Genomic DNA, 12,518 nt, shown 5'->3' on the forward strand with positions numbered 1-12,518 from the left:
TGCGCGAAAACCGCTCGCAAATGGCGACCTTCACCCTTACCTGATGCCTGACACGCAAAGACCGCGAGTGACCCTGCGATGGCAAGATTGATCCTGTTCGTGACGCTGGTGGCGGGGCTGGCCTTGGCCGCGGCAGCCGCTGTGGCGGCCCTGCGATCCTTTTCAGATACGGAGCCCTCGGGCGATACGCAGACCGGCCTGCCCGCCCCATTGCGGATGATCGCCTTCGTGTTCCTGTTTCTGCTGACGACCGGCGTCAGCACTGGCCTGCTGGGGGCAAGCTGATGGCGAAACCCTATGGCGGAAAATACAGCCCCGGTGCGACACCCGCAGGCGATGTGGCCCAGCGACCTGTCGTGGACCCGGTCGGTGCCCGCGCCAACCTGATGTGGGTGCCACCGGCGATCCTGCTGTTCACCTCGCTTGGGGCGGGGGCCGTGGGGCTGGCAACCGGACTGGCCGGGGCGGCGTCCATGGCACTGGGTGCATGGCTGCTGCGGGGTGGCCTGCGGGCAGAGGCCGCCTTCCGCGCCCGCGCCGTCGCACGTCGCCCGGTCGCTCCGCGCAAGATGCTGGCCGCTGGATTCACCGGCCTTGGCGTGGCCCTTGCGACCGTCGCCGGGGATGCCAGCGTGCTGGGCGCCGTGATCTACGGGGGGGTTGCCACCCTGGCCCATCTGGCGGCCTTCGGCCTCGATCCCCTGCGGGACAAGCGTCTGGCCGGCGTCGATACGTTCCAGCAGGACCGTGTCGCCCGCGTGGTCGAAGAGGCAGAGGCGCATCTGGCCGCCATGACTGCACAGGTTGCGGCCTTGAACGACCGCCCCTTGCAGACCCGCGTCGCGACGTTTCAGACGACCGCCCGCGTGATGATCCACACGGTCGAGGAAGACCCGCGCGACCTGACCTCGGCCCGCAAGTTTCTGGGCGTCTATCTGCAGGGGGCTGCCGACGCGACGACGAAATATGCCGATCTGACCCGTCGCAAGGCCAGTCCGCAGGCACGCACCGACTATCTTGCACTGCTGGACGACCTCGACCGGAACTTTACCGCCCGCACTGCGCGTTTGTTGGAAGACGACCGCAGTGATATGGAAATCGAAATCAAGGTGCTGCGCGACCGTCTGGCGCGTGAAGGCATCACAGACAGACAGGACTGATCATGCCCGACACGATCCGCGACCGCGCACAGGCGACCCTCACCGATGTCGAGCGGATGACCGCTGTGGTCCTGCCGGAGCCGCCGTCCGAGATGGTCACGCTCGAAACCGCCGACAGGCCGATGTCCGAGGCGATCACCCGTCGCATGAACGAGATCGACCTGACCGACACCAACTCCATCGTGACCTTCGGCACGGCGGCGCAGGCGGGACTGCAACAGATATCTCAGGACATGCTGTCGGGCGTGCGCAACAAGGACGTCGGTCCGGCGGGCGACAGCCTGCGCAGCATCGTCAGCACGATCCGGGGGTTTTCGGTCGCGGAACTCGATCCCAACGCCAAACGCGGATGGTTCGACAGGCTGCTGGGTCGGGCCACGCCGCTGTCTAAATTCGTCGCCAGGTACGAGGAGGTTCAGACCCAGATCGACCGGATCACGGACGACCTGCTGGGCCATGAGACGGCACTGATGAAGGATATCGAAAGCCTCGATCGGCTGTATACCAAGACGCTCGCCTTCTACGATGAACTCGGCCTTTACATCGTGGCAGGACAAGCGCGTCTGGCCCGCATCGATGCCGAGGAAATTCCCGCCAAGCAAGCCGAGGTCGCCGCGGCACCCGAAGCGGACAGCGTGATGGAAGCGCAGGAGTTGCGCGATCTGCGCACTGCGCGCGACGATCTGGAACGGCGCGTCCACGATCTGAAGCTGACGCGGCAAGTGACGATGCAGTCCCTGCCCTCGATCCGGCTGGTGCAGGAAAACGACAAGAGCCTCGTGACCAAGATCAATTCGACCCTCGTGAACACCGTGCCGCTGTGGGAGACGCAACTGGCACAGGCCGTCACGATCCAGCGGTCGGCGCAGGCCGCCGGCGCAGTGCGCGAAGCGAACGATCTGACCAACGACCTGTTGAAGGCGAACGCCCGGAATTTGCGGCAGGCCAATGCCACCATCCGCACCGAGATCGAACGTGGCGTCTTCGACATCGACGCCGTGAAGGCGGCAAATGCCGACCTGATCGCCACCATCGACGAAAGCCTTGCCATCGCGGACGAAGGCAAGCGCAAGCGCGCCAGCGCCGAGGCAGAGCTTGCGAAGATGGAACAGGACCTCAAGACGACACTGGCCGCCGCGACGTCCCGCGCAACCCCGGCAAAGGGTATCTAGTCATGGGCCAGCAGGCCGCGTTTCGCTTGTTCTCGGTTCTTGTCGGCCTCGCCGGCCTGTCGGCCTGCACCCCGCCTGCCGCTGTCGACAGCCCGATGGCGGCACCGCCCGCCGTTGTCCGCCCGGTCACACGCACCCCGCCCCCTGCCGCCGAACCCACGCCCCCGGTCAGCGCCGAAAGTGCCGCGCTGAAGATCTATTATCAGCGCCTGCAGAACGACCTGCTGACGCAGGGCTTGCTGCGGGCCGATGGGGGCGGGCCGGACACGCCGTTCACGGACACGATGCTGGCCCGGAACTTCGTTCGGATCGCCTTGTTCGACGAATACGTCAGTGACGGCGATTTCCTGCGGGCGCAGGCCACGGAATCGCGCCTGCGGCGGTGGGACCAGCCGGTCCGCATGGCGGTGGAATTCGGCCCCTCGGTCCCTGCGGCCAAACGGGTCCGCGACCGCGCCAGCGTTGCCGCCTTTGCCGGCCGCTTGTCGCGGGTGTCCGGGCTGCCGATCCGCATGACCGACAATGACGCGAACTACCACGTCCTGTTCCTGTCCGAAGACGACCGCGCCGGATACGAGCGTCGCCTGCGCGAACTCGTGCCCGGCATCACCGGCAGCAGCCTGCGCGCCATCATGAACCTGCCGCGCGATCAGCTTTGCATCGTCATCGCCTTTTCGGAAGGCAACAGCGCCAGCTATGCCAAGGCGGTCGCCGTGATCCGGGCCGAGCACCCTGACATGCTGACGCTGTCCTGCATCCACGAGGAACTGGCGCAGGGGCTTGGCCTGGCCAACGACAGCCCAGAGGCCCGCCCCTCGATCTTCAACGATGACGAGGAATTCGGCCTTCTGACGACCCACGACGAGCTTTTGCTGAAGATGCTGTATGATAAACGGTTCAGCACCGGCATGACCCCGGCGGAAGCAGCCCCCATCGCGCAGGAGATGGCGCGCGAACTGATCGGTGGCGCAAGCTGACTCCGACCGCCGGCGGACAGAAAAGCATTGCATGACGACCCGTCCGTTTGGCAGGATGACGCTAGGTCAAGAGGCGGGCTCTTGGACCGCGTCTCTGCCGGGCGTTCAGGCTGCACATTCAGAAAGGATACGATGATGTCGATGGGTCGAGTCTGGTTCATTCCCTGGGAACAAAGCAAGGCCGGAAACTTTCTGGCGGAAGCGTCGCAGGGGTTGTCGAACAGCCATCACAAGCGATCGGTTTCCGTCGTGTGCAAGGACACGCCTGGCAAGAAGCTTGCCGAACTCGGCTTCGGCACGAACGCGCGAATTCACGTGGCCGGTCACGGGTCCATCGGCGGTCAGACGCTGGGGGCCGACCACGGAACCGGTGCGAGCGACGTCACCATCCCCGAACTCGTGGCGCTGCTCGAGGCGCACGGGCTCAAGAAATATTACGTAGGCACCATCGTCTGCGATGTCTGCTACAGCGCGCTCGGCAGCCCTTGTTTCGCCAAGACCTTTGCGCGAGCACTCTATGATGCGGGTTACAAGGCCACCTGCACGATGGGCTACAAGGGTCCCTTGGGTGCCGCCTACGGCGACGAATTGGGCGGCAAGTTTTCGCACCGCGTCGTCGACCAGGAGGACGAGTCCGGAAACGTCATCGCCACCTTGAAATCCAAGAAGATGCAGGAGCGGTTCTGGGGCTTCAACTAGGCCGGCATTGCGAGGCGCCGCGTCCGGTGCGATGGTGCATCGGACGCGGCAACGCACCCTCACTCACGGCGGCAGATCATCATGGGCATCCTCGACTTCCTCTCCGGCCAGTTCATCGACGTCATCCAGTGGACGGACGACACGCGCGACACGATGGTCTGGCGGTTCGAACGCCACGGCCACGAGATCAAGTACGGTGCCAAGCTGACCGTGCGCGAAGGGCAAGCGGCCGTCTTTGTCCACGAAGGCCAGTTGGCCGACGTGTTTACTCCCGGCATGTACATGCTGGAAACCAACAACATGCCGATCATGACGTCCCTGCAACATTGGGACCATGGCTTTCAAAGCCCGTTCAAATCGGAAATCTACTTCATCAACACGACGCGGTTCACGGACCTCAAGTGGGGGACCAAGAACCCGATCATGCTGCGGGACCCGGAATTCGGGCCGATCCGGTTGCGCGCCTTCGGCACCTACGCGATCAAGGTCGGCGACCCGGCGGTCTTCATGCGCGAGATCGTGGGCACGGATGGAGAGTTCACGGCGGACGAGATCAGTTTTCAGATTCGCAACGTGATCGTGCAGGAATTCTCGCGCGCGATTGCGGCGTCGGGGATTCCGGCGCTGGACATGGCGGCGAACACCAAGGACCTCGGTGATCTTGTCGCCAAGGCGATCGACGGGACAATGACAGCCTACGGTCTTGATATCCCTGAGCTTTACATTGAAAATGTCAGTCTTCCGCCAGAGATCGAAAAGGCGCTGGACGCCCGGACGTCACGCGGGATCGCCGGCAATCTGAACGACCACATGAAATGGAAGGCGGCCGAGGCGATGGCCCAACCCGGCAGCGCGGCCGGTCAGGCGATGGGCATGGGCATGGGCGCGGGCCTTGGGATGCAGATGGGCAACATGATGCAGGGCGGCCCCTGGGGTCAGGCCCCGCAAGCCGCACCGGTCACCGCACCGCCGCCGCCGCCGCCCGCCGAACACGTCTGGCACATTGCCGTGGCGGGCGAGGTCTCCGGCCCATTTTCCAAGGCCGCGATGGGCCGTAAGGTCAGCGAAGGCGGCCTGTCGCGCGACAGCATGGTCTGGACCCAAGGCCAGGACGGCTGGAAGCGGGCGGTCGACACGGAACTGGCACAATTGTTCACCGTGATGCCACCGCCGCCGCCAGCCGGCTAGTCCTGCCTGACGACATCGTGGGGCCTTGCGGTTGCCCTTTTCAGATCCTGGTTCCGTTCTGATGAACGGCACAGTGCGGCGGGTGACGTGCCTGCCCGCCGCCCGATGGGCGCTGGCATCCGGCGCACCACATCGCTATCCGTTGAGCTGACCGACCTGATCAGCCCTGAGGCTCCGATGCCGACTGCCGCCGCCCCGACCGATCACCGCTTTCCCTGTGTCACCTGCGGGTCGGACCTGCGGTTCGATCCCGCCCGCGGTCAGCTGGTCTGCGATCACTGCGGCAATGCAGAGCCGGTCGGCAATGCGCCCGGTCCTTTCGCCGCCGTATCAGAGCTTGATCTGCGTCAGGCCCTGAACGCGACACTGCCTGCGACCGAGATCGAGGAAACGCGCGTCCAGTCTTGCCCCAACTGCGGCGCGCAATTCGAATTGCAGGGCGACACCCACGCAGCAGCGTGTCCGTTCTGTGCCACGCCGGTGGTCACCGGGACCGGAACGCACCGCCATATCAAGCCGCGCGGTCTGCTGCCCTTTGCGTTGGATCAGTCCCGCGCGCGGGACGCGATGACCGACTGGCTGGGCAGCCTCTGGTTTGCACCGAACGGTTTGACGGACTATGCCCGCAAGGGCCGCGCTATGGACGGCATCTATGTCCCCTACTGGACTTTCGATGCCCAGACGGAAAGCCAATACACCGGCCAGCGCGGCACCTATTACTACACGACCCATACCGTGATGCGGGACGGCAAGCGGCAGACTGTGCAGCAGCGCCACACCCGCTGGCGAGGGGCCGCGGGGCGCGTTGCGCGCTTCTTCGACGATGTGCTGGTGCTGGCGTCGCACAGCCTGCCCAAGCAATATACCGATGGCCTGGAACCCTGGGACCTGTCGGAACTGGAGCCCTATCAGCCGCAATATCTGGCCGGGTTCCGGGCCGAGGGGTATCAGGTCCAGCTCGAGGACGGCTTTGCCGAGGCGCGCGGTTACATGGACCGCATGATCCTGCGCGACGTGAAATTCGACATCGGCGGGGATGAACAGCGCGTGACCGACGTCCAGACGCAGATTTCCGCCGTGACGTTCAAGCATATCCTGCTGCCGATCTGGATGGCCGCCTACAAATACAACGGCCAGACCTACCGCTTTGTCGTGAATGGCCGGACCGGGCGGGTGCAGGGCGAGCGGCCCTGGTCGAAATGGAAGATCGCCTTCGCCGTCCTTGTCGGGCTGGTGATTGCGCTAACGGTCGGCTATTTCTACGCGATCAACCAGTAAAAGGGACCGGGGCGATGATCATCTGTTGTGGCGAGGCACTGATAGACATGCTGCCGCGGAAAACCCAAGCCGGCGAGGCGGCCTTTGCCCCCTATGCCGGCGGTGCCGTCTTCAACACGGCGGTCGCACTGGGGCGTCTGGGGACGCCGGTGCAGTTCTTTTCCGGCCTGTCGTCGGACCTGTTCGGGGACAAGTTGCGGGACGTCTTGACGGAAAGCCACGTCGACAGCAGCCCGGCGCATGTTTCGGATCGGCCCACGACGCTGGCTTTCGTGCGCCTGACGAACGGCCATGCCTCCTATGCTTTCTATGACGAGAACACGGCAGGCCGGATGCTGACAGAGGCCGATCTTCCGCCGATCACCGCGGATGCGCTGTTCTTTGGCGGCATCTCTCTGCCCGTCGAACCCTGCGGCGAGGCCTACAAGGCGCTGATCATGCGCGAGGCCCCGACGCGCCTGACGATGATCGACCCCAACATTCGCCCCGGTTTCATCCGTGACGAGGCCGCCTACCGCGCGCGCTTGAACGCGATGCTGGCCGTCGCCGACATCGTGAAGATTTCCGACGAGGATCTGCACTGGCTGACCGGTGACAGCGACGGTGCCATCCTGCTGGGCAATGCAGCGACCCAAGTGGTGCTGCTGACCAGGGGGGCCGAAGGCGTCACGGTCATCACGCGCCGCGGTCAGTTCGACGTCGCTGCCCAGCGGGCAGAGGTCGTGGATACCGTGGGCGCTGGCGATACCTTCAACGCGGGTTTCCTGACCGGACTGGACCGCGCCGGCCTGCTGACCAAGGCGGGTGTGGCGCAGGCAACCGACGATCAGTTGCGCGCCGCCGCCGCACTCGGCGCGCGGGCTGCCGCGATCACCGTATCCCGCGCCGGGGCCAACCCGCCGTGGAGCCGCGAGCTGTGACATGCGCGCCCTGATCCAGCGGGTCAGCCAGGCCTGCGTCGCCATCGACGGTGCCCAGGTCGGCGAGACCGGGCCGGGCCTGCTGATCCTGATCTGCGCCATGGCAGGCGACGGCCCCGATGCGCCCGCCAGGATGGCAGCGAAGATCGCGAAACTGCGCATCTTCAAGGACGATCAAGGCAAGATGAACCTGTCGCTGCTCGACACGCACCGCAGCGCCCTGATCGTGTCGCAGTTCACGCTGGCCGGTGACACCAGCCGGGGCAACCGCCCCGGATTCTCCAGCGCAGCGCCACCTGACGACGGCCGCGCGGCCTATGAGGCATTCGTGGCCGAAGTCGAAAAGCTGGGCATCACCACCGCGACCGGACAGTTCGGAGCCGACATGGCGGTCACGCTGACCAACGACGGCCCGGTGACGCTCTGGCTCGAGGTCTAGCATTGCAAGCCGCCTGCCGAATTGGCAAGGTAAGCTGACCAATTCAGACAGGTGCGCCCCATGCCGGTGATCACGACCATTGACGACCTCAGACGGATGCACCGCCGCCGCGCACCTAAGATGTTCTTTGACTACTGCGAAAGCGGCAGTTGGACCGAACAGACCTTTCGCGAGAATACGTCCGATTTCGACAAGCTGCGCCTGCGTCAGCGGATCGCGGTGGACATGTCGAACCGCACCCTGCGCAGCACCATGATCGGACAGGACGTGACGATCCCCGTGGCGCTGGCCCCCGTCGGCATGACGGGCATGCAGTCCGCGGATGGAGAGATCAAGGCCGCCCGCGCCGCCCGCGATTTCGGCGTGCCCTACACGTTGTCCACCATGTCCATCTGCTCGATCGAAGATGTCGCCAAGGCAACGAAAGCGCCCTTCTGGTTTCAGCTTTACGTCATGCGCGACGCGGACTTCGTCGACAACATCATCCGGCGCGCAAAGAACGCGGGTTGCGATGCACTTGTCCTGACGCTTGACCTGCAACTGCTAGGCCAGCGGCACAAGGACCTGCGGAACGGTCTGTCCGCGCCGCCGAAACTGACGCCAAGGACCATCCTGAACCTCGCGACGAAATGGTCATGGGGGCTGGAGATGTTGCAGACGAAGAACCGCAGTTTCGGCAATATCGTCGGCCACGCGAAATCCGCCTCGGACATGACCTCCCTGTCCGCCTGGACCGCCGAACAGTTCGAGCCGAAACTCGACTGGGACATGATCGCACGACTCAAGGAAAAATGGGGCGGCAAGCTGATCCTGAAAGGCATCCTCGATGTCGAGGATGCGCAGAAGGCCGCCGATCTGGGCTGCGACGCCATCGTGGTGTCCAACCACGGCGGGCGCCAGCTTGACGGTGCCCTGTCCGCGATCCGCATGCTGCCCGCCATAGTGGCCGCCGTGGGCGACCGGGTCGAGGTGCTGATGGATTCGGGCATCCGGTCGGGTCAGGACATCCTCAAGGCGCGCGCGCTGGGGGCGCACGGCGTCATGATCGGCCGCGCCTATATCTACGGCCTTGGTGCCATGGGTCAGAAGGGCGTGACAAAGGCGCTGGAGATTCTGCAAAAGGAATTGGACCTGACGATGGCACTCTGCGGCAAGCGCGACATCGCGGATGTGAACCGCGATATCCTGCTGGTGCCCAAGGACTTCGAAGGCGAATGGGTCTGACCTTTCCCTTTCATCCTGCCAGATAAATACCCGCCGGAGGCTTTGACGCCGCCACCTATCCGCCCCTTGCGGCGGCGGCCCCACCCGTCATAGTCGGGCCGGCAGGAGGACCCCGATGCAAGAGACAGCACGCGCCGCAATCACCGACGACGACCTTTTTGCGCTGCGCTGGGATCGGGGCCGACGCGACCTGACGGGGCCGATCCGCAGGCTTTACGGCGAGTCCATCGACGCCAACGCCTTTCTTGACCGGCTCAAGTTGCTGCTGCAATGGCACTGGCGCGAACGCCCCGCCGACCTGCGCCTGCTGGACCTGACGCGCGATCTGAACCCCGACTGGTTCCTGTCGGAAAAGATGGTCGCCTACGTCTTCTACATCGACAAGTTTGCCGGGCGGCTGGCGAACCTGCCCGCCCATATCCCCTATCTTCAGGACCTTGGCGTCACCTACGCCCACATGATGCCCTGCCTGAAACCACGTCCCGGCGCGAACGACGGCGGCTATGCGGTGATGGACTACCGCGAAATCGACCCCGCCCTTGGCAAAATGGCGGATTTTCAGCAGGCTACGCTGAAATTCCGCGCGGCCGGCATCAGCCCTGTCATCGACATGGTGTTGAACCACACGGCCAAGGAACACGACTGGGCGGTGCGCGCCCGCGCAGGCGACCCGTTCTATCAGGCGTTCTACCGCATGTTCGACGACGACACGTTGCCACGGGCCTATGAGGAAACGCTGGTCGAAATCTTTCCCGCGCATGCCCCGGGCAACTTCACCTTCTACCCCGACATGGGGAAATGGGTCTGGACGACCTTCAACGAATACCAGTGGGACCTGAACTGGGAAAACCCGGAGGTTTTCCTCGCCGTCCTCGACACCATCCTGTTTCTCGCCAACAAGGGCGTCGAGGTGTTCCGCCTCGATGCCGTGGCCTTCATGTGGAAACGGATGGGCACGGGCTGCCAGAACCTGCCCGAAGTCCACGATCTTCTTCAACTGCTGACCCAGTCCACCCGCATCGCTGCCCCTGCGGTGATCCACAAGGCAGAGGCGATCGTCGGGCCCTCCGACCTCGTTCCCTACCTCGGCACCGACACGCACGCGGGAAAGGTAAGCCAACTGGCATACCATAACAACCTGATGGTGCAGTACTGGTCGTCGCTGGCGTCGGGCGACACGCGGTTGATGACCCATGTGATGAAAACCCACTTCCCCGAGTCTTTCCGCCGCGCATCCTTTGCACCCTATATCCGCTGCCACGACGACATTGGCTGGGCGATCACGCCAGAGGATACCGTCCACATCCCGCACATGGACGCGAAGGCGCACCGCGATTACTTGTCCGATTTCTACAACGGCAGTCATCCGACCAGCTGGGCGCGGGGCGCTGATTTTCAGGTGAACGCGGAAACCGGCGACCGGCGCACCAACGGCACATTTGCAAGCCTCGCGGGGCTGGAGGCGGCGGTAGAGGCCGACGACCCCGCACTGATCGAGGCGGCAATTGCCCGCATCCGGCTGGGACACGCGTTGATCGCGGCCTATGGCGGCATCCCCCTGATCTATATGGGGGACGAGATCGGCATGACAAACGACCATTCGTATCTGAATGATCCTGGGTTGGCCGACGACGGTCGCTGGATGCAGCGCCCGGCAATGGACTGGACGGCGGCCCAGGCCAGGACCGGCCCCGCCGCCCGCATCCGGGCCGACCTCAAGCATATTCTCGCGACTCGCAAGGCGACACCGCAACTGGCGGGCGACGTGCCGACACGGGTGATCGTCACGGGACACCGCGCGCTGTTCGTCTGGCAGCGCCTTGGCGACGATCGCTCCGTGACCTGCATCGCCAATTTCACTGGCCAGCCGCAGCTTTTCCGGGTGGCGGATGCGGACATCCTGCCTGACATCGACCTGCTGACAGGCCATGCGCCAGAAATTGCGCAGGGTCTCATGACCGTCGCGCCCTACGCCTGCCTCTGGCTGCGCTAGCGTTCCTGCGCCCCCTTGCCCGCAATGATCCTGGCGCGGCCCTTCACGATCCTGGCCATCCGGGTTGCGCTAACCTTTGTGCCTTCCAGATGCAGCACCCATGACCGCTGACGGCCGGGCGTCAGCCACGCAAAGGCTTCGGCCAGATCGGGGTCGCCGTCGAGGGCCGCGACCAGTTCGTCCGGCAGTTCGAATGTCGCCTCAGTTCTCGGCGGCTTCGTCCCGGCGTCCGCGTGGCGCATCAACTGTCCCAGATAGTCCCGGATGACAGGCTCCAACGCCAGCACACGGGCCGTGTCGGTGAACCGCAGCGATCCGGCCGTCTGGCTGTTGGCACCCTGCTTCTCCAGCAGACCCGCGGTGTCCGTCACCAGCCCGGGATTCATGAAGTTCAGGCGGAAGTCGTCGCGAAGCGCCCCGATCAGCGCGATGTTGCGCCCCGCATGCACATAGCAGGGATGCGCCCATTTGACCTCCTCCTTCAGCCCCATGTCGCGGCAGATGCGACGCAACTGGTTCAGTCCGTCTATCCAGCGGCGGGTCGAACAGTCGGGCGTCGCGAAGCGGTCGCAGCGCCCGCAGCCCAGGGTAAAATAATCCTCGATGTCCGTGATCATCATGGCGGGTCCCCTTGTCCCAACATACACAAGCATGCAGGCATGCAAAAGCACCCTGACAGCGCTTTCTCCCCTTTCAAAACCCACACACAGGCCCTATAGGGGCGACTTCATCGGGCCGCACACCCTTGGAGGGCGGTCCCACTACAATCGGAGAATACCAATGGCTGACAAGATCCCTGATCTGCACGCCGAGGTTCGCGCGGGGACAGGCAAGGGGGCCGCCCGCACAGCTCGTCGTAACGGAATGGTCCCTGGCGTGGTTTATGGTGGCGGTGTCGATCCGCTGGCTCTCAACCTCGACTTCAACAAGCTGCTGACGCGCCTGCGCAAGGGCCGCTTCATGTCCACGCTCTTCAACCTCAAGGTCGAAGGTCATGACGACGTCCGCGTGATCTGCCGTGGCGTCCAGCGCCACGTCGTCAAGGATCTTCCGGTGCACGTCGACCTGATGCGCCTGAAGCGCACGAGCCGCGTCGACATCTTCATTCCTGTCGAATTCATCAACGAGGAAGAGTGCAAGGCGCTGAAATCGGGCGGCGGCACGCTGACCGTGGTGCGCAACGAGGTCGAGATGAACGTGCTGGCCGGTGACATCCCCGACCACATCACCGTCGATCTGACAGGCCGCAAGATGGGCGACGTCATCCACTTCAGCGACATCGTGCTGCCGGGCGACATCAAGCCGGTCATCAGCGACCGCGACTTCGTCATCGCCAACATCGCGGCGCCGAAGACCCTGACGGCCGACGACGAGGACGACGTCGCAGCCGACGAGGTCCCGACGACCGAGATGGATTCGCCGGCTGACGCCGAATAGAATTGATGGAACGGGGCCCTGCGGGGCCCCT

Annotated in this window: 13 protein-coding genes; 12 read left to right on the forward strand and 1 reads right to left on the reverse strand. The window is 64.4% G+C overall.

What is annotated here, in order from left to right; genetic code table 11:
* Positions 1-78 precede the first annotated feature (78 nt).
* From ACOI1H_RS02625 to ACOI1H_RS02675, 11 genes are all read left to right on the forward strand, one after another.
* Positions 79-285, forward strand: coding sequence for a hypothetical protein (locus tag ACOI1H_RS02625; protein ID WP_422435164.1), 207 nt, complete (start codon positions 79-81; stop codon positions 283-285).
* On the forward strand, positions 285-1,160 hold the full coding sequence (locus ACOI1H_RS02630; protein ID WP_422435165.1) for a 5-bromo-4-chloroindolyl phosphate hydrolysis family protein: 876 nt from the start codon (positions 285-287) through the stop codon (positions 1,158-1,160). The genes ACOI1H_RS02625 and ACOI1H_RS02630 overlap by 1 nt, the downstream gene beginning before the upstream one ends.
* Before the next feature lie 2 nt (positions 1,161-1,162).
* Positions 1,163-2,332 (forward strand): toxic anion resistance protein, encoded by a 1,170-nt coding sequence (locus ACOI1H_RS02635; RefSeq protein ID WP_422435166.1) that lies wholly within the window; start codon positions 1,163-1,165, stop codon positions 2,330-2,332.
* 2 nt (positions 2,333-2,334) lie between these two features.
* Positions 2,335-3,309, forward strand: coding sequence for a DUF2927 domain-containing protein (locus ACOI1H_RS02640; RefSeq protein ID WP_422435167.1), 975 nt, complete (start codon positions 2,335-2,337; stop codon positions 3,307-3,309).
* Positions 3,310-3,444: 135 nt separating this feature from the next.
* Positions 3,445-4,008, forward strand: coding sequence for a hypothetical protein (locus ACOI1H_RS02645; protein ID WP_422435168.1), 564 nt, complete (start codon positions 3,445-3,447; stop codon positions 4,006-4,008).
* Positions 4,009-4,089: 81 nt separating this feature from the next.
* Positions 4,090-5,196, forward strand: a complete 1,107-nt coding sequence (locus ACOI1H_RS02650; RefSeq protein WP_422435169.1) for an SPFH domain-containing protein — start codon at positions 4,090-4,092, stop codon at positions 5,194-5,196.
* 177 nt (positions 5,197-5,373) lie between these two features.
* Entirely contained in the window at positions 5,374-6,474 is a 1,101-nt protein-coding gene (locus tag ACOI1H_RS02655) for a primosomal protein N' (replication factor Y) - superfamily II helicase (protein WP_422435201.1), read from the forward strand.
* 14 nt (positions 6,475-6,488) lie between these two features.
* On the forward strand, positions 6,489-7,394 hold the full coding sequence (locus tag ACOI1H_RS02660) for a carbohydrate kinase family protein (RefSeq protein ID WP_422435170.1): 906 nt from the start codon (positions 6,489-6,491) through the stop codon (positions 7,392-7,394).
* 1 nt (position 7,395) lies between these two features.
* Complete coding sequence (gene dtd, locus ACOI1H_RS02665) at positions 7,396-7,833, forward strand: D-aminoacyl-tRNA deacylase (RefSeq protein WP_422435171.1); 438 nt, start codon at positions 7,396-7,398, stop codon at positions 7,831-7,833.
* Between the two features lie 60 nt (positions 7,834-7,893).
* On the forward strand, positions 7,894-9,057 hold the full coding sequence (locus ACOI1H_RS02670; protein ID WP_422435172.1) for an alpha-hydroxy acid oxidase: 1,164 nt from the start codon (positions 7,894-7,896) through the stop codon (positions 9,055-9,057).
* 115 nt (positions 9,058-9,172) lie between these two features.
* Positions 9,173-11,050, forward strand: a complete 1,878-nt coding sequence (locus tag ACOI1H_RS02675) for an amylosucrase (protein ID WP_422435173.1) — start codon at positions 9,173-9,175, stop codon at positions 11,048-11,050.
* Here the strand turns inward: ACOI1H_RS02675 and ACOI1H_RS02680 are convergent.
* The gene (locus ACOI1H_RS02680; protein ID WP_422435174.1) at positions 11,047-11,670 is read right to left on the reverse strand and encodes a YdeI/OmpD-associated family protein; all 624 of its coding nucleotides are present in this window, start codon (positions 11,668-11,670) and stop codon (positions 11,047-11,049) included. The two genes, ACOI1H_RS02675 and ACOI1H_RS02680, sit on opposite strands and share 4 nt — an antisense overlap.
* Positions 11,671-11,830: 160 nt before the next feature.
* Between ACOI1H_RS02680 and ACOI1H_RS02685 the strand changes: the two genes are divergently transcribed.
* Entirely contained in the window at positions 11,831-12,487 is a 657-nt protein-coding gene (locus ACOI1H_RS02685) for a 50S ribosomal protein L25/general stress protein Ctc (protein ID WP_422435175.1), read from the forward strand.
* Positions 12,488-12,518: the final 31 nt, after the last annotated feature.

It is taken from the genome of Loktanella sp. DJP18 (assembly GCF_049310965.1).
GTDB lineage: Bacteria > Pseudomonadota > Alphaproteobacteria > Rhodobacterales > Rhodobacteraceae > Loktanella.